This is a genomic window from Polynucleobacter campilacus, from assembly GCF_002206625.1.
Lineage (GTDB): Bacteria > Pseudomonadota > Gammaproteobacteria > Burkholderiales > Burkholderiaceae > Polynucleobacter > Polynucleobacter campilacus.
The window spans coordinates 538,605-560,840 of the sequence record NZ_NGUP01000001.1; the positions used below are offsets into that span (position 1 = coordinate 538,605).

Sequence of the window (22,236 nt, forward strand, 5' to 3'; positions counted from 1 at the left end):
TTAAATCAAATAATGCAATCACACTTAGCTCAGTGCTTTAGTTAATTCTGGCACTGCCGTATTGAGATCGGCAACTAAACCGTAATCAGCAACACCAAAGATAGGAGCTTCTGGATCTTTGTTGATCGCAACAATCACCTTGGAGTCCTTCATGCCTGCTAAGTGCTGAATAGCTCCAGAAATACCAATCGCGATATAGAGCTCTGGAGCAACAATCTTGCCGGTTTGGCCAACTTGATAATCATTAGGAACATAACCCGCATCCACTGCAGCACGCGAAGCGCCTAAAGCAGCGCCTAGCTTGTCAGCTAATGGGGCGATGAGCTCCTGGTACTTATCACCAGAACCTAAACCGCGACCACCAGAAACAATGATCTTGGCAGCAGTCAGCTCTGGACGATCAGACTTCGTTAGCTGACGGCCCACAAAGGATGATGAGGATTTACTTTCTATAGCAGCTTGTTTTTCAATCGCTGCCGAGCCACCAGTAGCAGCCACAGGATCAAAACCGGTAGTGCGAACTGTGATGACTTTAATTGGATCGCTAGTTTGTACAGTAGCAATCGCATTACCCGCATAAATTGGGCGCTCAAAAGTATCGCTACTCACAACCTTGGTGATATCAGATAGCTGGGCAACATCTAGCTTAGCCGCGACACGTGGCAACACATTCTTACCGTTAGCAGTTGCAGGAGCCAAAATATGACTGTAGTGATTTGCAATCGACAGAATCTGTGCAGCCAAAGGCTCAGCCAATTGATCAGCTAGACTAGCAGCGTCGACCTGAATCACTTTACGGATGCCTACTATTTGAGAAGCAGCCTGTGCAACCGCATCAGACTGGTTACCTGCAACCAATACATCTACTTCAGGAGAGCATTGCAATGCAGCTGCTACAGTATTTAAGGTAGCTGCTTTTAAAGATTGATTATCGTGTTCAGCGATTACTAGAGTAGCCATTTAAATCACCTTCGCTTCATTTTTGAGTTTTTCTACCAAGGCTGCTACATCAGCTACCATGACACCAGCACTTCGTTTAGGTGGATCCTCAACCTTCAGGGTTTTAAGGCGCGGGACAATATCCACACCCAAATCCTCAGGCTTTACAACATCAATGGTCTTTTTCTTGGCCTTCATGATATTAGGCAGAGTGACATAACGTGGCTCATTCAAACGCAAGTCAGTAGTAATCACTGCCGGCAAACTCAAGGCAATAGTTTCTAGACCACCATCGACTTCGCGCGTCACAGTTACCTTACCGTCGGCTACTACCACCTTGGATGCAAAAGTTGCTTGTGGGATATCCAATAGACTGGCCAGCATTTGACCTGTTTGATTACTGTCATCATCAATCGCTTGCTTGCCAAGGATGATGATTTGAGCAGATTCTTTTTCAGAGAGCGCTTTCAGAATCTTAGCAACTGCGAGTGGCTGCAAGTCAGCATCAGACTCCACTAAGATGGCGCGATCAGCGCCAATCGCCAAAGCAGTTCGCAATGTTTCCTGGCACTGCGTCACACCTGCACTAACCACGACAACTTCAGTTGCAATGCCTGCTTCTTTTAAACGTACCGCCTCTTCAACAGCAATTTCATCAAAGGGGTTCATGCTCATTTTGACGTTGGCCAGATCTACACCAGAACCGTCAGACTTCACTCGAATTTTGACGTTGTAATCAACGACTCGTTTTATTGCCACTAAGATCTTCATTTGGAATTCTCAATATTGATAAAAATTTGCAAATATCTGCATAACTACTTATTTTATCCGCCCCAAGCCCGAAGAACTAAACATCAATAGCGGTGGCAGAGCCAGCTTGCTTCCGCAGTTCAAATTTCTGGATTTTTCCGGTTGAGGTCTTAGGCAGCTCCCCAAATACAATCGCCTTGGGCACCTTAAATCCAGCTAAATGTTGCTTACAGTGGGCAATGATCTCCGCTGGACTTACCTGAACTCCAGACTTAATTTCTAGGAAAGCACAGGGGGTCTCGCCCCATTTTGGATCAGGTTTAGCAACTACTGCAGCAGCAATCACTGCAGGATGGCGGTATAGAACATCTTCTACCTCAATAGAAGAAATATTTTCCCCGCCAGAGATGATGATGTCCTTGCTGCGGTCTTTAATCTTGACGTAACCATCTGGGTTCATGACTGCTAAGTCACCGGAATGAAACCAGCCGCCCTCAAATGCTTCTTGAGTGGCCTTCTGATTCTTCAGATAACCCCTCATGGTGATATTCCCTTTGAACATAATTTCACCCATCGTTTCACCATCAGCAGGGACGGGCTGCATGGTTTCTGGATTGAGCACATCAATTGCTTGTTGCAGGTGATAGCGCATGCCTTGTCGCGCATTCAAGCGAGCGCGCTCGCCGATATCCAAATCATCCCACTCATCTTGTCTCACGCAAATTGCGGCCGGGCCATAAGTCTCAGTCAAACCATATACATGGGTTAAATCAAAGCCCAGCTTTTCCATCCCTTCAATGATCGAAGCTGGCGGCGCAGCCCCGGCGATGAGTCCCTTGACACCTGAAGGCACGCCTACCTTGAGCTCGTCCGGAGCATTAACCAAAAGGTTATGAACAATCGGTGCAGCGCAGTAATGGGTGACTCCATGCTCCTTAATCGCAGCAAAAATATGGGGCGCATCCACACGCCGCATGCAAACATTAACGCCCGCACGCGCTGCAATAGTCCAAGGAAAGCACCAACCATTGCAATGGAACATTGGCAGGGTCCACAAATACACCGGATGCCGATTGATATCCCAGTCCAAAATATTCGATACTGCATTCATTGCTGCGCCACGATGGTGGTAGACAACACCTTTAGGATTACCGGTGGTACCCGAGGTATAGTTCAAGCAAATAGCTTGCCACTCATCCGCAGGAACTTGCCAAGCGAACTTTGGGTCCCCTTGCGCTAATAATTGTTCGTAAGTGAGTTTTCCTAATTTCTCACCTGCTACATCGAATTCTTTTTCTTCGACATCGATGACCAAAATATCTCGGCCACTTTCTTTTTGCGCGATCTCCAGTGCTTTTTTCATCACCGCTGAAAATTCTGGATCAACGATCACGACTTTGGCTTCGCCGTGATTGAGCATGAAAGCAATTGATTCTGGATCCAAGCGAGTATTCAAAGCATTCAGCACAGCACCCGCCATCGGAATACCAAAGTGGGCCTCCACCATAGGAGGTGTATTCGGCAGCATCACTGCAACCGTATCCCCCAAGCCAATACCATGCTTTTGCAAAGCACTGGCCAGACGACGGCAACGCTCATCCGTTTGCTGCCAAGTTTGCCGTAACTCCCCATGAATAATGGCAGTCTTATGAGGATAAATAGCTGCTGAACGCTCTAAAAATAGCAGTGGGGTAATTGGGGTAAAGTTCGCTGAATTACGATCCAAACCTTGTTCATAAATATTTGCCATCATGTACTTTCAATAACGGTTTTATTCAATTAGAGCGACTTAAATATCTGCTAAGGCCTTGACGTGAGCTACAACACTGCGCCCTAAAGCAGAGAGGTTGTAACCCCCCTCTAAGCAGCTGACTATGCGACCTTGTGCATAATCTTTCGCAATTTCCTTGAGGCGCTGAGTGATCCAAACATAATCATCCTCCACCAAACCCATTTGACCTAAGTCATCCTCACGATGCGCATCAAATCCTGCAGAAATAATAATCAGCTCTGGCTCAAAGTTACGTAAAGCTGGCAGCCAGCGCTCTTGCACAATCGAGCGCACCACATCACCTCGAGTGGATGCAGGCAAAGGCACATTGACCATATTATCCGAGGCATCTAGTCCACTATATGGGTAGAAAGGATGCTGGAAAAAGCTACACATCATCACGCTGGGATCATTAAAGAATGCTGCCTCAGTACCATTGCCATGATGTACATCAAAATCAATAATAGCGACACGCTTAATGCCATACGCTTCCTGAGCATAGCGGGCTGCAACTGCAACGTTATCGAATAAACAAAAACCCATAGAACGGGTTGGCTCGGCATGATGGCCAGGTGGCCTGACAGCACAAAATACGTTATCAACCTCACCCTTCATCACCGCATCAACACCCGCTATTGCAGCGCCTGCTGCACGCAATGATGCCCTATAGGTATGAGGGTTCATAATGGTGTCACCATCTAGCATGAAGTAACCGCTCTCTGGAGCGCGGTCTCTAACAAATGCAACGTGGTCAGGGCTGTGCACTAATTCCAATTGATCTTCAGTTGCTAGGGGGGCGTCTAAATGATGAAGGAAGCGATCTACGCCACTGCGGATCAATTGATCATTGATCGCCTGAATTCGTTCAGGGCACTCTGGATGATGACTTCCCATCTCATGTTTCAGAAAGTCTGGATGAGTTATGTATCCTGTTGTCATTACTCTAAATCCTTCATAGCAAAACTCTTATTTTTATAATCTTGGCAAACGTGTTTATTTCTCAACAATCCGTCCCATCGCGCATGTATCTTCGCATCTCCTACTTAGTTCTAGTCTTACTTCTAGCTGCCTGCGCCAGCGCGCCAACGCCACCCACAAAGCCAGACCAACCCATCGTAAACCAAGCTGAAGATATCGCTATAGAAGCGCGAGTCAGTCAAAACCTCAATGAATTACTCAGCCAAGTTTCCCAAACCCAAGAAATCCCCCTGCAAAGCCTAGAATCTGGCTTTTTAGATGCTAAAACGATTCCTTCAATACGCAAATTGGTATTACCCCCATCGGGCACTTTCAAGAAAAATTGGCTTGCCTACCGCAAGCGTTTTATTGAACCCATCCGACTAAAGGCTGGAAAAGCCTTTTGGGAAGAAAACCAAGCCTTTTTGAGCCAAGTTGAGCAGGATTCTGGGGTTCCCGTTGAGATCATTGTTGCCATTATTGGCATTGAGACCATCTATGGACGCCAGACGGGTAATTTCCGAGTAAAAGATGTCTTATCTACCCTAGCCTTTAGCTACCCCGAGACGCCCAATAAACTTGCCCGTGAGCAACTATTTAAAGATCAGCTCAAAGAACTCATCCTCTTATGCTGGACTGAAGCTGGCGGCAAGTTGCCAGCCAAGAACAGCATACAAGGTGTCAATAGCCCTCGCTTTAATGCTTGCTTAAACCAGAATAGCTCTTATGCAGGCGCAATTGGTTTACCGCAATTCATGCCTAGTAGCATTCGCAGCTTTGCAATGGATGGTGATGGCGATGGAAGAATCGATTTAAAGCAAAGTCCAAAAGATGCCATAGCTAGTGTTGGTAACTTCATGAAAAAACATGGCTGGCAGCCTGGCATGCCCATTTCATTTCCTGTGCAAATTGATGGCATAACAGCCGCTAAAGAATTGGCCGATGGACAGCCGCAGCTAAAATACACTGTTCAAGAGCTCATTGAAAAAGGGATCTTAACCAAACAACAAGGTGACCTGCAAAGTGGTGGCGTTGAGTCCAGCAGCAAAGCATTTATTGTGGATCTGCCCTACCCAGATAAAGATGGCTCAGACCAAGTCCAATACTTTGTAGGCTTGAATAACTTTTTGACGATCGTGCAATACAACCGAAGCTACTTCTATGCACAAAGTGTTGCCGAGTTTGCAGAAGCTTTGGGATATAAGAATCAAAGCGTAGTGCCGGTAGAAAATACTGGTAAAGCAGGGGGCAGTAAGAGTGCCAGTGAAAAATCTAAGCAAAAGAAATCTAGCGCTAAGAAAAAGTCTAAAACGAATTAAGCTGGTGAGTTAGGCCGGAAACACCCCAGTAGATAAATAGCGGTCGCCGCGGTCACAAACGATAAAGACGATCGTGGCATTTTCAACCTGACGTGCAATACGCAAGGCAACAACTAAGGCACCGCCAGCAGATATGCCGCAGAAGATACCTTCCTCTGCTGCCATGCGGCGCGCCATCTCCTCAGCATCTGCTTGTGTAATGTATTCAATACGATCGACTTTATCGCCTTGATAAATCTTCGGCAAATACTCTGGAGCCCATTTACGGATTCCCGGAATTTGTGAGCCCTGCTCAGGCTGCGCACCAATAATCTGAATCTCCGAATTCATGGACTTGAGATAGGTTGAGACACCAGTAATCGTTCCGGTAGTGCCCATTGCTGAAATAAAGTGGGTAATTTGCCCATCGGTATCTCGCCAAATCTCTGGCCCAGTAGTTTCAATATGTGCTCGTGGATTATCCGGATTTGCAAACTGATCCAGTAATCTACCGCGACCTTCTCGCTGTAGTTGGAGCGCATAGTCCCGTGCAAACTCCATGCCACCAGAAGCAGCAGTCAAAATGAGTTGAGCTCCATAGGCAGCCATACTTTGGCGGCGCTCAATACTTTGATTTTCTGGCATTACCAATACCATCTTGTAGCCCAACATAGCAGCCGTCATAGCCAATGCAATGCCAGTATTACCACTTGTTGCTTCAATGAGGGTATCGCCAGGTTTAATTTCTCCGCGCTCTTGTGCGCGCATGATCATCGACAGCGCAGGTCGGTCTTTCACCGACCCGGCTGGATTATTGCCTTCTAGCTTACCTAAAATCACATTATTGCGGGTCGAGTTCTCGAGACCCGGAATCCGTTGCAATTGAACTATAGGTGTGTTGCCTACGGTTTGTGAAATTGTCAGGTAAGAAGGTTTACTCATAAAGCCATTTTAGCCGTAAGCAAACCTACACGCGAAAGGGCTTAATTTCTGCGACCTGCTCCCGAACGCTCCGGCTGATGGCGAATACCAGTTTGAGTACGAGAATTGCGTCTACTAGAGGCGCCGCCCTCTTTTTTAGTCCTGCCATTAGGTTCCCGAAAGGAACTGGGTGCCTCAATGGTGAGGCCGTTATCTACCATCTTTTCTACGGATTTCATGCCAATGCCTCGGACCCGTTTCTGTAAATCATTGGCATCTTGAAAATGACCGCCATCCAAGCGCTCGGCAATAATGGTTTTTGCCTTAGAAGGCCCAATCCCTTTAATACTCTCTAACTCAGATTGAGTAGCGGTATTGACATTGATGGGGGATGCTATAGCAACGCCAAGTGCAGAAACTGCCAGTGTTACAGCAAGCGCAGCAGATCTTACAAAACCAGTTACAACACCAATATTTAAGTTTCGACTCATACATTCTCCAGTATTAAATAAAAAATCCACGGACACAAAGTGCGCGTGGATCGTTTACAACGAATGGAAGTGGATACTGTTGACGAAATTACGTGGGATACAAACTAATCAGCAAGCTCTGATAGGGCGCTCTATTTCTGATTCAAAATGAATTGCGCAGCACGCTTTATAAATTCTGGCTCAGTTTGATTAAAGCCGTGATAGGCAAAGGACACACAAACATCACCTTCGCTGATGCCGCCTTCAATTACCTCAAAGCGTGAAATATAGTTTTTAGGTCTTCCAGAAATAATGTCCTGAGAGGCTGAAGGAGGGGTTCCCTTGCACTCGTCTTGCTGGTGATGAATAGCCGCAACAGGCAATCTGACTCTATCGTCAAGTAACGCTGTTCTTACAGTTCCAGCAATAATGATACCGGTCAGTTTTTTTGAATCTTCATTTAACTGGTTTACAAAATATGTTGCAGTAGATGTGCCCATGCTATGGCCAAAAATCCAAATAGGTAAGCCAGTTTTACTTTTGTAAAAACTAACTACTTCACCCACCCTCTTGAGATGATCGTCTTCATTTCTGCGATCCCCCCTTCTTAGGTCACCCAGATCGTATGGGGTATCAACTAGTACGGCGGCAATCTGATATTGGTCCCATTGAGCAAGTGAGCGAACAAAAGTATGTTGATTGCGCATTGAGCCATCGTCTTTGAGCCGTAACATGCCGCCGCCGCCAGGAAATAATAAAACTAGGGCTTTGGGATTTTGTACTCCGACAAAAAGGGTACGCGTAGGGGCATCTTGTTGATGTGGAACATCAAATACTTGCCCTTGGGCCATAAAGGCAACCTGGCACAAATACAGTGCCAATAAAGTTCTAGCTACCAACAATTCCCTTAAGGCCCGTATAAATTGATGCCGCAGTTGTTCCCAGAGCAACGACTGTTCCGCCATGCTCCTCTACGGTTTTCATCAGCCCAAAGACTCCTTGAATAGAAGCGCTAGCGCTCTTTGCATGGTTAGACGCTGCCTTGTTAAGCGCACTCATGATTCCAGCTTGCCGGCGCCGTTGCTCAGCTGCAAAGGCAACTCTACCAAGCAGCATTCCAGTCAAGAAACTGAAGGCGATGCTTGCGGAGTACTCTAAAAGCTCTTTCCACTCAAATAGGTTCTGTGGAAAAACTGGTGAACGGTCTACCAAGCTAGTAATCCAGCTCATACCAATCACTGAAGCAATCGCAAGAAAGACTACGCCGATGAACCAAGGAAAAAGTTTGTGCGCGTGACTCTTAAATAAGAAATAAGCAAAGGGCAATGGAAGAATCATAGAGATGATGCGCAAATAAATCATTTTGGTGTCATAAACAATCGCTATTAACCAATGTGCTAGCAATAACAAAAGTAATGGCACGATCAGATAAATAGCAATATCTTTTATCCAGGCGAATGAAGACCTGTTAGCGAGTTTCTGATTTTGTTCTTCCAACAAGTACTCAAGCTCAGCAATCCTAAGCTCATTCACTTCTTGACTGGGGATTGCAGCCAACTGGCCTTCTAGGCTAGCAATCTTGGCGATCATTGGTTTAAAAAGATAAAGATCACGACTGCAAGTCTTACAGACGTGAGCCTCTTCTGAAACATCAGATAGGCAATATGGACAATTCATTATTTATTCACTACCAAATTCAATACTGAGTTCGTTTCACGACCCTCAGAATCTTTCACCGTTACACGGATCGTATGGGTTCCTGGAGGAACATCCGCCTTTGCAAAATCAATGCCATTGGCAGAGATAGCACTCTTTAAACGAGGGGTTAAATCTACAAAAGGTGATTTCATATAAACCACTTTGACAGAGCTTGGATCAATCTTGGCATCGCCGCGTGGCTCAAAGTTCACCTTGAAATCAAATGGAGAAGCTACCGGCGTATCGGCTTCTGGTGAGGCTAACTTAATCCCTGGCCCACGAGAAATACCACGGGTTGCAAGAGCGCCAGCTGCCGGTGGCAAAGCGGCTTCTTTTGCACTAATCAAAGCAGCAGCAACAGACCACTGGGAAGAGGCAAGCAGTGATGTGGCAAGCAATATATGACTCAATTTCATAGAAAACCTCAAATAATTAAAAATGTTGAACAAGTAGATCTTAAATCAATCCCCCACCACTACAAAGGGGGCCCAGAACAAGGGGTGGGCATAGGCGTATTTCATATTCGCGCCTTCTTTCATGCCACCTTGGTCAATTTGGGTAAGCATGGCTTGTCTGAGGAGCTCAGCCTTGCTAGTGCCTTGGGCCTTTTGCTGATTCTTAAAGAGATCAGTCATCAAGGTTCTTGAGGCCACTGAGTCTACTGGCCAGTTAGAGACTAAGAGGGCTTTAGCACCAGCAAAGAAGAAGGCTCTACCAAGACCTGAGACTGCTTCAGAGCCAGCACCCTCACCTGCCGCTGTATTACAAGCAGAGAGTACGACCCAGTCAGCATCGAGCTTTAAAGTGAGGACCTTATCCATCGTCAGAAGGCCATCATCTTTATCACCCGTGACATCAGGAGACGATAGCGCTAGCGCTGGTTGCGTTAAGCCATTGAGTTCGCCTGGCACTAAACCATGGGTAGCAAACATTACTACCTTGCGATTAGATAAGTCTGTCGCCATCACTTGCTTTACGGAAGCTTGTTTATGCAAGAAGATATCGCCATCACCTGCTCCAATCGCTTTACCAATCTCTTCTAACTCAAGACTGGTATCTGGTAGGCGTGGCAAGAGTGCCAACTCAGCAGAGCTCACGCCGGAAGTTTTAGGGGCGCTGCGTAAGTTCAAGGGCACTCCACGGGTTGCTAGCTGAGTTGCCTTTACCTGTTTATCAGCTTGCTGCTCTTGCTGGGCACTAAAGTAAGGGTCGCCAAAGCCAATAAAGTTCTTACGGTTAGGGTTGCCTGCTGGCAAGGAGCGCAGTGCAGTTAAGGCAGTAACTGAAGGTACTTGAGCAACAGCAATATCTCTTGTTAACCAAGGAACAGTCTTGTATCCAATAAACGGGGTTGCACCACCTTTGGCAGGCTGCGCTGTTGGCTTGGTCACCAACAGGGATAAGGGTAATTGGCCCAACTCAGCATGGGGCACCGTCAGCATCACTTTTTTACCAGCAAACGCACTTTGCACGGGAGCGAGCACTTGTTGATAGAGTTGATTGGCAAGCACTACATCAAAGGCTGGTATCTCATCAATGGTAGCTACGCCAGGATCGAGCGCTTTGCGTAACTGCGCAACATCTTTAGCCATTTTTGCCCGACCAATGGAGAGCTGTGCAAATTGTGCAGGCTTATCTTTAGTAATGGCCCAAACATAACCCACGTTATCGCCAAAATACCAAGAGATCAACACTTCATCAGGTTTAAGCGCTTTTTGAGTACGCTCTACTGAAGCGGGTTTAGGCTCAACCAACTCAGCATAATCAGGATACTTTTTCTCAATCTCTTTTTTAAGGTCATCACGTTGTGATTTAAAGGCGGTGATATCAGTACGGATTTTGGCTTGAGCAGCAGGCAGCTGTTGTGCCGGTGGAGCTGAGAGCAACCCAGTTAAGAGCTCTGTCAAGGTATTGATACGCTGCTGTAAATCCTGCTCACGACGCGCTAGTCCAGCAAGCTGAGGATCAGAAATATTGGCACGTGCTGCACTTGACGTTAAAGCGCGTTGTACCCCACTGCCGCGGGCAAGGTCAGCAATCTGAAACGCTTCTGCAGCAGCCGCACCAGAAGAATCTGTTTTAGCTTGTTGCGCAAGAGAAGCGAGATACTCTTCCAAAACAAAGGTTATGCGCTGAGTTTGACGAATTGTTGAAGAGCCATTTTCTGAATCATTGCGCGCTTGGTCAATCAATATCGGAATGGATTGCTTAAACTCTGTTAGTGCCTGAGATCCCTGCCCAGACACCTGAAGTGCAGAGGCATTAAATGCTCTGATCGTTGCCAATCGGGGAGAGCCCTTTTCCATTCGAGCGTCGGCCTTAGATAACATATCTGCAGTCATTGTCACAGCCTGAGGTGCCTTGCCTGTTTTAATCAATGCAATGGCCCAATCTAAATCACCAGCCTGATAACGCGAAGCAATCTCAGGGTCGGCCTTAAGACCTTCAATCATCTCGCTAAAGACTTTATCTGCTTGGGCGTACTTACCGTCCGCAGCTAGAGATGTAGCCAAAACTTTCCTTGATGTAGCAATCAAAGGAGACGCGGAATAATCCGTTGATTGCATAGCTACCTTGAGAGCTGCTTGAGATAACATGACCGCCTCAGCTTGACGCCCTTGCTCACTAATAATTTTTGATAGTGTTAATAGTGCAAAACAGGTAGCTGAAGAATTGACACCCTCACGATTAATTGCTAGTACAACTGACTCTCTTGCCCAATATTCAGCATCCATCAAGCGTCGCTGACCCAGAAAAGCATTCGCCAGCTGGTTATATAAAGCAGCCCTTTGACCATAGGCATATCTTGGCGTGCTAGAAACATCCTGCAGCACCCTGACCTCATTATCCAATGCGTCCTTATTGCTATCTTTGACATTCTCAAGAATTGTTTTATTTAAACCTAGAGCAGTTCTAAAACTCCTCTCAGCCTCAACAAATTTTCCTTCCGACATAAAAACTCTGCCACGAGCCCGCTCATAGCCCAACTGCCAGTTCGTCCTATAAATAAAATTCGGATTCCTAGCTACGCTAATGAGATTAGAGTAATCTGCTTCAAGGGTAGCAAGTGCTTTATTTGCACAATCAAAATCTCCCATTTGCAAACAGATAGCGACCATTTTTTGCCCAGAGCTTATCTTCCATCCAGCCAGATTATTGGGAATCATTGCCCTCGTATCTTCTACTAACTTTTTGGCAAGTACTAAGTTACCTCTTTTTTGCTCTTGCTGGGCATACTGCATTCTTTCATCTAGTTGCATCGCTATGTCAAAACTAGGGTAATCAATCGCAGCTTTTTTAAAATTTTCTAAAGCTTCTTTGCTGTTTTCTAATGCATTTTCTGCAACAGCGCGCTGATAGTAGTAGTGATTAAGGGCACTAGTGTCACTTGTTGATGGGGGAGATTTTGCAAGCGTCTTTTTCGCTTTGTCTATAAGAGCCTGATCCTGACGAGTTTGACTGAGGATTTGCAAAATATCCTTTACATCTCTCGGTGGCGCTTTGATATTTTCTACATCAGCATCATCCTTACTCGGCGCTGCGAATGATTGTGATGAAAAGAGTGCCATGCTGCAGCATAGCATGAGTGCGATAACAGTAAGTAGCTTGCGCATAGAAATCCCCTAGTTTTTATAAGCAATATGGTAGCTCAAAACTAGTAAACGGGCGCTTAGTAGAGATGCCTAGTTACCCCTGCAAATTAGCACCTATAAACGATGCTTTTATAGCCTAAAGGGGATTAGCCAAGAATCCTGAGTTCGCCTCTAGCCACTCAATATAGCGACCTACACCGTGTTCAACATCAAGGAAGGGTTCTGTATAGCCGGCAGCGCGAAGTTTCGTGAGATCGGCTTGAGTGAAGCACTGATATTTACCTCTGAGTGCATCTGGAAATGGAATGTATTCAATCGCTTTTTCTTTTACCAACTCTTGCAGAGTCGCTGGTTTGGCTTTATCTAGTTTACGCATGGCATTGGCTACCGCATGTGCAACATCATTAAATGGTTGTGCCCTGCCGCTACCTAAATTAAAGATGCCGCTGATTTCTGGATGATCTAAGAAGAAGAGATTTACCTTCACCACATCTTCAACTGAGACAAAGTCACGGCTTTGCTCGCCAGGACCATAACCACCATATTCACCAAACAGTTTGACATGGCCATTCGCCTTGTATTGGTGATATTGATGAAAGGCTACCGATGCCATACGACCCTTATGTGATTCACGTGGGCCATACACATTGAAGTAGCGAAAACCAACTACCTGTGCAGTATTTACTTTTTCTGCAAAACGCTTACGCATGACTTGATCAAACAAGAACTTAGAGTAGCCATAAATATTGAGTGGCTTCTCATGCTCACGACTCTCCACGAAAGTATCTGAGCCACCGTAAGTGGCTGCAGAAGATGCGTAGAGCAGTTGCACTTTTTGGGCTGTGCAGATATCAAGCAAGTCCATGGTATAGCGATAGTTATTCGCCATCATGAAAATACCATCCGTCTCCATCGTGTCAGAGCACGCACCCTCATGAAAGACTGCTTTGACCTTACCAAAACGACCACTTCTAAAGGCCTCTAGAAATTCATCTTTATCGAGATAGTCAATAATCTCTAAATCAGCAAGATTGCGATATTTGTCTGCAGGGCGAAGATCATCAACAGCGATGATATTTTTCTCGCCGCGCGCATTGAGCGCTTGCACAATATTTGCGCCGATAAAACCAGCAGCGCCAGTTACGATAATAGTCACTGTAGTTCCTCTGAAGTAACAGTTGCGGTTCCAAGCTTGCCGACCACAATGCCGCCAGCACGATTTGCCAAGGCCATCGCTTTTTCTAAGGGCCACTTAGCAGCTAAGGCAACCGCTAAAGTTGCAATCACAGTATCGCCAGCGCCAGAAACATCAAACACCTCACGTGCCTGCGCCTTGACATGACTGACACCCGCTTCGGTATACAAACTCATACCCTCTTCTGATCGGGTGAGAAGTAGCGCCTGTAAATCTAATGACTTTCTGAGGGCTTGTGCTTTATTGGTGAGCTCCTCTTCATTGGTCCACTTGCCAACGACCTGACGCAATTCACTTCGATTTGGCGTTAAAACAGTAGCACCGCGATACTTTTCATAATCTTCGCCCTTAGGATCGACCAAGATAACCTTGTTTTGCGCTCTGGCCTGCTCAATCATATGAGTCACCTGACCTAAGGCGCCTTTGCCGTAATCTGACAAAATCACAACATCAGCACTACCTACCAATTTTTCAAAACGCTCTAACTTATGGGCTAGTGCTTTTTCACTTGGGGTCTCTTCAAAGTCGAGACGAATTAACTGCTGCTGACGAGCAATCACCCGCAACTTCACAATCGTTGGTGCATTTGCATCAATTTCTAGTTGGCTATCAACGCCACCTGACTTGAGTAACTCCACTACACGCTTGCCAGGCTCATCATTACCAACGATACCCAGAATGGTTGTTTGAGCACCCAGTGCTGCTACGTTACGAGCAACGTTGGCTGCGCCTCCCAAGCGCTCATCAATCTTACCAACCTGCACTACTGGCACAGGCGCTTCAGGAGAAATCCGATTGGTATCGCCAAACCAGTAGCGATCGAGCATGACATCACCAACCACTAGTAGGCGGGTTTTAGAAAATTGGTCTTGGTTGGCTTTTTCCATAGGATAATTTCTGCAATGACTTAATTATGTCGTCCAATACCATAGTACTCAATACCTAATTCCTTCATGGCACTTGGCTCATAGAGATTACGGCCATCAAAAATGATGGGGTGAGTCAATTTTTGCATGACCTGTTCAAAGTCTGGGCTGTGGAAGGCTTTCCACTCAGTGACAATGACTAGCGCGTCGCAAGCATCTAGGGCTGCCATTGGGCTGTCGACCATAGAGACTCTCTTGAGGCCATCTGGATTACCCTTGAAGTCGGACTCTAGACAATGTTTTGCTTCTGGCATCGCCACTGGATCATGGGCAACAACCGAAGCACCGCGTTTTACTAATTCTTGAATGATCACGCGACTTGGAGCCTCACGCATATCATCGGTGTTGGGCTTAAAAGCCAGACCCCAAAGCGCAAACTTCATACCTTTAAGATCATTACCGAAGCGTTTTTCGATCTTTTCAACCAAGATATATTTCTGGAGTTCGTTTACCGCCTCTACAGCATCCAGAATCTTTAAATCTCTACCATGCTCCCTAGCAGTTTTAGAAAGGGCTGAGACATCCTTTGGAAAACAAGAACCACCGTAACCGGTTCCTGAATATAAAAATCCAAAGCCAATGCGTGAGTCAGAACCAATTCCTTGTCGCACCGATTCAATATCAGCACCTACTAAATCTGCCAAGTTTGATAACTCATTCATAAAAGAAATACGGGTAGCTAACATGGCGTTGGCAGCATACTTAGTTAACTCTGCGCTCTTCACATCCATGTAATAGGTACGTTCATGGTGGCGGTTAAATGGGGCATAGAGCTTACGCATTTGCTCTTTAGCACGAAGGCCTGCTGGAGTATTTTCAGTACCAATCACAATGCGGTCCGGGCGCATAAAGTCTTCTACTGCTGCGCCTTCCTTTAAAAACTCTGGGTTAGAAACTACTGAACATAAGTCAGCTGGCTGGCCTCTTTTTTCTAATTCTTCTTTGATGGCAGCAGATACTTTATCTGCAGTACCTACTGGCACAGTAGATTTATCAACAATTACCTTAGGGGAAGTTGCATAACGGCCAATGTTACGTGCTGCAGCAACTACATATTGCAGATCAGCAGAACCATCTTCATCGGGAGGCGTACCTACTGCAATAAATTGAATATCGCCATGAGCAACTGATGCAGCAATATCAGTAGAGAACTGCAATCTTCCAGCTGCACGATTGCGCTCAATCATCTCTTTTAAGCCCGGCTCATAAATCGGAACGCCGCCAGAATTGAGAATCTCAATTTTTTTTGGGGTCCAAGTCCAGGCAAAAAATATTATTACCTTGCTCAGCAAGGCAAGCGCCAGTAACCAAGCCTACGTAACCGCTACCGATGATGGTGACTTTCAACTGATCTCCGTTCTTCTTTACATTGAAGGGCCGCTAGGCGCAACGCCCTCGGCTCGTCTTGGGGAGTATGCCTCCCAATGATTACAACCAGGACACTGCCAATAGAATCGACGCGCCCTAAAACCACAATTGCCACAAGTATATCTAGCCAAGCTGGTAGTACGCTGACGCAAAATATTTAAAATTGACTGTAGCTCAATCATCCTGTCCGGATGTGCGCCATTCGCCTCAATCGCTAAACGTGTTTCAGCCAGCTTTGACAGAGCACTTAAGCTTGGGGAGTGCTGGATAACATCAGATAACATTACATTCGCTGCTTGAGGGCCCCGAATAGTCATAAGATGCTTGTGAGTGATATCCAGCAACTCGCCTGATGCTTGCGTTTTCAATAGATCACACAAACGATCTAGACCCTCGTCAGTTTTGCCTAGTTCGGTATGCGCTAACATCCAGCGATCAGCCAATAAATGCATATAAGCTGGGTGCGAGTTGGCAATAATGCTCCATGCCTCAATCGCTTGAGCTGGACGTCCTGTCGCCATAAAAAAATCACCCTGCAAAATCACGGCACGCGCATGATTTGGGACAGCACTTAAGGCCCGTTGAATCGACTCTTCAGCCTCCTGGAGATCTTTGCGACGCAAAGCCTCTTGAGCTAACTCACAATGAAATTGGGCAATTTCAGTTTGATGGGATTTACCTTGTAATGTAGCGAGCTCATGCGCGGAGATGATAGCTTTTTGCCAATCTCGCTCAACCTGATACATCTCCAGCAAGCTCTCTTTTGCTGGCACTGCAAACTTACCTTCACCTACACGATTGAGTGAGGCTTCGGCGCGGTCCAATAGGCCGGCACGCAGAAAGTCACGGCCTAACTCATAGGCAGCATGATCACGGTCACGTGGCTTTAAGTCATCGCGATTGGCGAGATGCTGATGAACTTTAATAGCCCGCTCAGTCTCACCACGACGACGAAATAAGTTGCCTAAAGAAAAATGTAACTCAATCGTCTCTGGATCTAATTGCGCAATTTTGACGAGCGTCTCAATTGCCTGATCAGGCTGCTCATTTAATAAAAGACTTAAGCCTTTAAAGGTGGAGCGCTGCTGACGTATGAGCTCAAGCTCATCCATGCGATTTTCAAGGCGTAGGTCCCAGCGTGATGCTAGCCAGCCAATCCCAAACATGACCGGAAGAAGCAATAGCCAAGATGTCGCTATCTGAATCATGGCGTACAGAAATTAAATAAAAAAATGGTCCTGATGGACCACTGAGGATGAGCCTGAATGTTAGGCACCTGAACCCTCTTTGGGGCCCGCCTGTTTCAGTGGCTTGTAATCCACTCGCTCACGCAACTCTTTACCGGGCTTGAAATGTGGAACTTTTTTTTCTGGAATCAAGACTTTATCACCTGACTTGGGATTACGACCGGTACGTGCCGGACGATGATGCAGTACAAAACTGCCAACGCCACGCAACTCAATACGCTTACCCTCAGCCAAAGCATGAGTCATGGTGTCTAACAAAGTTTTTACTGCAAGCTCCACGTCCCTAGGAAGAATCTGCGGAAATTGTTCCGCGAGGCTCTCCACGAGTTCGGAGCGAGTAATGGCTTGTTGCTCTTGATATGTCATGATCTATCAAAAAAATCGCCGCTCCCCCAGAGGAAAGCGGCAATATTGCTTTAACCCTGATTGTCCATTTTTGCTTTTAACAAAGCGCCCAAATTGGTTGTGCCAGACTGCGCATCACCTTGGAGCTTGGTCATTGCATCTTGTTGATCAGAGCTGTCTTTTGCCTTAATTGAAAGGTTGATAACACGTGACTTACGATCAATATTAATGATCATGGCAGTAACGCTATCGCCTTCTTTCAATACATTGCGTGCATCTTCAACGCGATCGGTTGAAATCTCAGAAGCACGTAAGTAAGCTTCAACTTCATCAGCCAAGTGAATAGTTGCACCCTTAGCATCAACCGCTTTCACAGTACCAGTAACAAGGCTACCCTTGTCGCTTACGGATGTGTAGTTATTGAATGGGTCACCAGACAATTGCTTGATACCAAGAGAGATACGCTCTTTCTCAACATCAATTGCCAATACCGTGGCTTCAACTTCATCACCTTTTTTGTATTTCTTCACAGCTTCTTCGCCTGGTTCATTCCAAGAGATATCAGAGAGATGAACTAAGCCGTCGATGCCGCCAGGCAAACCAATGAACACACCAAAGTCAGTAATCGACTTGATTGCGCCAGTCAGTTTGTCGCCTTTTTGCTGAGCACGTGAGAACTCTTCCCATGGATTTGCTTTGCACTGCTTGATGCCCAAGCTAATACGACGCTTGTCTTCATCAATATCCAGAACCATTACTTCAACTTCGGTTCCTAATGCAGTAGCTTTGCTTGGAGCAACGTTCTTGTTAGTCCAGTCCATTTCAGAAACGTGTACCAAGCCTTCGATACCAGATTCAATTTCTACGAATGCGCCGTAGTCAGTCAAATTGGTAACTTTGCCGAATAAACGGGTATTTGGTGGGTAACGACGAGCGATACCAACCCATGGATCATCACCAAGCTGTTTCACACCGAGTGAAACACGGTTCTTCTCTTGATCGAACTTCAAAATCTTCGCGGTTACTTCTTGACCAACAGTTAGCATCTCGCTTGGGTGACGCACGCGACGCCATGCCAAATCGGTAATGTGCAAGAGGCCATCGATACCACCGAGGTCAACGAAGGCGCCGTAATCAGTAATGTTCTTAACCAGGCCAGTAACTACTGCACCTTCTTTGAGGTTAGACATCAACTCAGCGCGCTCTTTACCTTGGCTAGCTTCAACCACTGCACGACGTGATAACACGACGTTGTTACGCTTACGGTCAAGCTTGATAACCTTAAACTCCATCGTCTTACCTTCGTAAGGGCTGGTGTCTTTGATTGGACGTGTATCAACAAGTGATCCAGGCAAGAATGCGCGGATACCGTTCACCATGACAGTCAAGCCTCCTTTAACCTTGCCAGTAACAGTACCGGTAACGATCTCAGCTTGCTCGAGTGCTTTTTCCAAATTCATCCACGATGCCAAGCGCTTCGCTTTGTCACGGGAGAGGATGGTGTCGCCATAGCCGTTTTCAAGGGCATCGATAGCAACAGAAACGAAATCGCCAGGAGCTACTTCAATCTCGCCAGCGTCGTTATGGAATTCTTCAACAGGAATAAACGCTTCAGACTTTAAGCCAGCGTTAACAACGACGAAGTTATGGTCGATGCGAAGAACTTCAGCCGAAATAACTTGGCCGGTCTTCATATTCGAGCGGGTTAATGATTCTTCAAATAATTCTGCAAATGATTCAGACATGTGTATTCACTTTGTGCCGTCAGAAGGTCCGACGGGTTAGGTTAAAAAAGCCTTAAAGAAACACGCTAATGAACGCGTTGTAGAGTTTCTTAAGACGCCAAAACTACTTCTACAGCTCACTACCAAACAACTGACAAACTAAACAATCGCAGATTGATACCAATCCAAAACTGTCTTAACTGCCTGATCTATCGATAAATCTGATGTTTCAAGCACTTTTGCACCATCTGCAACTAACAGGGGTGCGGTACCTCGACTACTATCTCTGGCATCGCGCTCCTGCAAATCTTGCAGTAAGTCGGAAAGTTTAGCAGAAATTCCCTTAGCTATCAATTGCTTATAGCGACGTTCTGCTCTGGCAGCCGCTGTTGCCGTCAAGAAAACCTTCAAAACCGCGTCTGGGAATATCACGCTAGCCATATCCCGGCCATCTGCCACTAATCCCGGAAACTGCCGAAAACTACGTTGCAGGCCTACTAAAGCGGATCGAACCTCGGGATGAACCGCCACAGTAGAGGCTCTCAGGCCAATGTTTTCAGTACGAATAGCGTCGGTAACATCCTCGCCATCCAGAGAAATTTGACTATTTTTGAATGAAATCAATAACTTAGGAACTAAAAGACCCAATTCTGGGCCATTTTTTGCGTCAATTCCGCGTTTTTCACTAGCAAGGGCAACTAAGCGATAGAGCGCCCCACTATCCAAATAATGAAAGCCTAGCTTTTCTGCCACCAAAGATGCAACTGTTCCCTTGCCAGAGGCAGTGGGTCCATCAATTGCAATGACTGGGTAAGAAATCATGTGATCAACTCGCTACCTTTGCAAACTCGGCAAAGTAAGTCGGGAAAGTTTTAGCAACGCAATTAGGATCGTTAATTTTCAAAGCGTTCGGACCAAAAGCGGCGAGCGAGAAACACATTGCCATGCGATGGTCATCATAAGTATCAATGCCCTCACCTGGTGACTTCCACTCACCTTGAGATGGGGCATTCACCACAATATAGTCGGCACCTTCTTGTACAGTAGCGCCAACTTTTCTAAGCTCTGCTGCCATGGCGGCAATACGATCCGTTTCTTTAACGCGCCAACTCGCAATATTGGTTAAGCGCGTAGGACCTTCGGCGAAGAGTGCAGCAACAGCTAGAGTCATTGCTGCATCTGGAATTTCGGTGCAATCCATCGTGATGCCATTAAGTTTACCGCTTGCGTTTTTGACGCCCGTAATCTCAATCCAATCTTCACCAGCGCTAATGTTGGCACCCATCAATGCAAGTGCATCGGCAAAAGCGACATCACCCTGAATACTGTCTTTACCAACACCAAGAACTCGCAAAGGGCCGCCGCCGATAGCGCCTAGCGCCAAGAAGTATGAAGCAGACGAGGCATCGCCCTCAACAGATAACTGACCAGGGCTCTTATAAACAGCATCAGATGTTTTAGCGGGAATCACAAATGACTGTGCATCAGGACAAGCAACATTCACACCAAAGCGTGCCATCAACTTTAGAGTGATATCAATATATGGTCGAGAAATCAATTCACCAACGACTTCAATACGAACCGGCTTTACCGCAATAAGTGGTAATGCCATCAATAATGCCGTCAAGAATTGACTTGATACATCGCCACGTACTTTAACCACATCCAAGATTTTGATATCAGCAGCAGAAATCTGAATCGGGGGATAACCTTCTTGTAATTCGTATTCAATCTTAGCACCAACTTGTCGCAGACCATTGACCAAATCCCGAATCGGTCTCTCATGCATGCGAGCAACACCAGATAAGCGATAGTCACCACCTTGCATTGCAAGTGCTGCGGTCAGCGGACGAATTGCTGTGCCGGCATTACCCATGAACAAATCTGCTTTGCGTACCGGAAAGCGGCCACCACAACCCTCAACTACGCAAACATTGTTGGCTTGGTCAGTAACAGATAAGCCAAGCTGACGAAGTGCGTTGCGCATCACCTGGGTGTCATCAGCATCCAGCAAGTTCTTTAAAGTAGTAGTGCCTGTGGAAAGCGCTGCCAGCAATAAAGCGCGATTCGAAATACTTTTGGAACCAGGCAAAATAGTCGAGCCTTGAGCTCGCTTGAATGGTCCAATCTGAATACTAGGCGAATGAGCCATTAAGCCTCATCCAAATCTTGACGAGCTTTACTTGCTTTATTGAATAATTTTTCTAGACCCTCACCGTCGCCCTCAGCAACTAATTTACGCATGTGGTTCACGATCAATAAATATCGATCCAACTCTTGCAGAATCGCAGCACGGTTACCTATACAAATATCACGCCACATTTCTGGGCTAGAAGCAGCAATACGGGTGAAATCCTTAAACCCTGCGCCCACATGATCCAACTTTTGATCAGCATCTTCTGAGTTCACGACACTGGCCATCAATGCATAAGAAAGAAGATGTGGCAGATGGGATACTGCGGCATAAATCGCATCGTGCTGCACAACACCAATCTTTTTTACTATCGAACCAACGGACTCCCAGAAGCCCGTCATCAAGGCGATATCTTCAGGGGAGTTTTCTTGCAATGGGCAAACAATCGTTTGTTTACCTTGAAATAAATCTGCTTTAGCAGAACTAGCGCCATGCTGCGCACCACCAGCAATTGGATGGGCCGGCACAAACTGACATGCTTTCTTACCCAATACTTCTTTTGCGGCCAGAATCACATCACCTTTAGTGCTGCCCGCATCAGTAATCATGGTTCTAGATTCAAGATGCGGTTCAAGCGCTTCAAAAGCAGCGCGCATTTGCGCCACTGGCATACACAACACAATCACATCTGATTGCTTGGCAGCTTCTACCAAATCGACCACACCATCAATTGCACCCATCTTTTGTGCTTGATCTAAATTTGCTTTACTACGACCAACGCCTAAGACTTTCGTCACCACGCCGGCCTTTTTAAGAGCCAAACCTAAAGATGCGCCAATTAAGCCAACGCCAACAATGGTGACGGTGCCGTAATTACTAGCAGGGTTAATCATGGTCATA

At 46.2% G+C, this 22,236-nt stretch carries 18 protein-coding genes and 2 pseudogenes; 1 reads left to right on the forward strand and 19 read right to left on the reverse strand.

What is annotated here, in order from left to right; all coding sequences use genetic code 11:
* Positions 1 to 24: 24 nt before the first annotated feature.
* From CBI31_RS02725 to CBI31_RS02740, 4 genes are all read right to left on the reverse strand, one after another.
* On the reverse strand, positions 25 to 960 hold the full coding sequence (locus tag CBI31_RS02725) for an electron transfer flavoprotein subunit alpha/FixB family protein (protein WP_088524869.1): 936 nt from the start codon (positions 958 to 960) through the stop codon (positions 25 to 27).
* Positions 961 to 1,710 carry an electron transfer flavoprotein subunit beta/FixA family protein gene (locus tag CBI31_RS02730; protein WP_088524870.1) on the reverse strand — a complete coding sequence of 250 codons (750 nt, stop codon included), beginning with the start codon at positions 1,708 to 1,710 and terminating at the stop codon, positions 961 to 963.
* Between the two features lie 76 nt (positions 1,711 to 1,786).
* Positions 1,787 to 3,439, reverse strand: a complete 1,653-nt coding sequence (locus tag CBI31_RS02735) for an acyl-CoA synthetase (RefSeq protein WP_088524957.1) — start codon at positions 3,437 to 3,439, stop codon at positions 1,787 to 1,789.
* Between the two features lie 39 nt (positions 3,440 to 3,478).
* Positions 3,479 to 4,399, reverse strand: coding sequence for a histone deacetylase family protein (locus tag CBI31_RS02740; RefSeq protein ID WP_088524871.1), 921 nt, complete (start codon positions 4,397 to 4,399; stop codon positions 3,479 to 3,481).
* 50 nt (positions 4,400 to 4,449) lie between these two features.
* Here CBI31_RS02740 and CBI31_RS02745 point away from each other — a divergent pair, with 50 nt between their 5' ends.
* Positions 4,450 to 5,736, forward strand: a complete 1,287-nt coding sequence (locus tag CBI31_RS02745; protein ID WP_240553671.1) for a lytic murein transglycosylase — start codon at positions 4,450 to 4,452, stop codon at positions 5,734 to 5,736.
* Positions 5,737 to 5,745: 9 nt separating this feature from the next.
* On the opposite strand, the gene cysM is transcribed toward CBI31_RS02745, so the two are convergent.
* The 15 genes and pseudogenes from cysM to CBI31_RS02820 all read right to left on the reverse strand — a co-directional run bounded on the left by cysM (position 5,746) and on the right by CBI31_RS02820 (position 22,235).
* Positions 5,746 to 6,657, reverse strand: coding sequence for a cysteine synthase CysM (gene cysM, locus CBI31_RS02750; protein ID WP_088524872.1), 912 nt, complete (start codon positions 6,655 to 6,657; stop codon positions 5,746 to 5,748).
* Positions 6,658 to 6,698: 41 nt separating this feature from the next.
* Positions 6,699 to 7,127, reverse strand: coding sequence for a ComEA family DNA-binding protein (locus tag CBI31_RS02755; RefSeq protein ID WP_088524873.1), 429 nt, complete (start codon positions 7,125 to 7,127; stop codon positions 6,699 to 6,701).
* Positions 7,128 to 7,258: 131 nt separating this feature from the next.
* Entirely contained in the window at positions 7,259 to 7,957 is a 699-nt protein-coding gene (locus tag CBI31_RS02760; RefSeq protein WP_133062479.1) for an alpha/beta hydrolase, read from the reverse strand.
* A gap of 37 nt (positions 7,958 to 7,994) precedes the next feature.
* On the reverse strand, positions 7,995 to 8,783 hold the full coding sequence (locus CBI31_RS02765; protein ID WP_133062480.1) for a hypothetical protein: 789 nt from the start codon (positions 8,781 to 8,783) through the stop codon (positions 7,995 to 7,997).
* Positions 8,783 to 9,220 carry a hypothetical protein gene (locus CBI31_RS02770; RefSeq protein WP_206075430.1) on the reverse strand — a complete coding sequence of 146 codons (438 nt, stop codon included), beginning with the start codon at positions 9,218 to 9,220 and terminating at the stop codon, positions 8,783 to 8,785. The genes CBI31_RS02765 and CBI31_RS02770 overlap by 1 nt, the downstream gene beginning before the upstream one ends.
* Positions 9,221 to 9,265: 45 nt before the next feature.
* The gene (locus CBI31_RS02775; RefSeq protein WP_088524876.1) at positions 9,266 to 12,418 is read right to left on the reverse strand and encodes a CHAT domain-containing protein; all 3,153 of its coding nucleotides are present in this window, start codon (positions 12,416 to 12,418) and stop codon (positions 9,266 to 9,268) included.
* Between the two features lie 115 nt (positions 12,419 to 12,533).
* Positions 12,534 to 13,553: an ADP-glyceromanno-heptose 6-epimerase gene (rfaD, locus tag CBI31_RS02780; RefSeq protein WP_088524877.1), complete on the reverse strand. Its 1,020-nt coding sequence runs from the start codon at positions 13,551 to 13,553 to the stop codon at positions 12,534 to 12,536.
* Entirely contained in the window at positions 13,550 to 14,479 is a 930-nt protein-coding gene (rfaE1, locus tag CBI31_RS02785) for a D-glycero-beta-D-manno-heptose-7-phosphate kinase (protein WP_088524878.1), read from the reverse strand. The genes rfaD and rfaE1 overlap by 4 nt, the downstream gene beginning before the upstream one ends.
* 20 nt (positions 14,480 to 14,499) lie before the next feature.
* A pseudogene (locus CBI31_RS02790) lies at positions 14,500 to 15,865 on the reverse strand (UDP-glucose dehydrogenase family protein).
* A 17-nt stretch (positions 15,866 to 15,882) separates the two neighbouring features.
* On the reverse strand, positions 15,883 to 17,094 hold the full coding sequence (lapB, locus tag CBI31_RS02795) for a lipopolysaccharide assembly protein LapB (protein WP_088524879.1): 1,212 nt from the start codon (positions 17,092 to 17,094) through the stop codon (positions 15,883 to 15,885).
* Between the two features lie 66 nt (positions 17,095 to 17,160).
* Positions 17,161 to 17,499 (reverse strand): annotated as a pseudogene (locus CBI31_RS02800) (integration host factor subunit beta); the annotation flags it as partial.
* Between the two features lie 50 nt (positions 17,500 to 17,549).
* The gene (gene rpsA, locus CBI31_RS02805; RefSeq protein WP_088524881.1) at positions 17,550 to 19,223 is read right to left on the reverse strand and encodes a 30S ribosomal protein S1; all 1,674 of its coding nucleotides are present in this window, start codon (positions 19,221 to 19,223) and stop codon (positions 17,550 to 17,552) included.
* Positions 19,224 to 19,361: 138 nt separating this feature from the next.
* Entirely contained in the window at positions 19,362 to 20,024 is a 663-nt protein-coding gene (gene cmk / locus CBI31_RS02810; protein ID WP_088524882.1) for a (d)CMP kinase, read from the reverse strand.
* A gap of 4 nt (positions 20,025 to 20,028) precedes the next feature.
* On the reverse strand, positions 20,029 to 21,354 hold the full coding sequence (aroA, locus tag CBI31_RS02815) for a 3-phosphoshikimate 1-carboxyvinyltransferase (RefSeq protein WP_088524883.1): 1,326 nt from the start codon (positions 21,352 to 21,354) through the stop codon (positions 20,029 to 20,031).
* Positions 21,354 to 22,235, reverse strand: a complete 882-nt coding sequence (locus tag CBI31_RS02820; RefSeq protein ID WP_088524884.1) for a prephenate dehydrogenase — start codon at positions 22,233 to 22,235, stop codon at positions 21,354 to 21,356. The genes aroA and CBI31_RS02820 overlap by 1 nt, the downstream gene beginning before the upstream one ends.
* Position 22,236 lies beyond the last annotated feature (1 nt).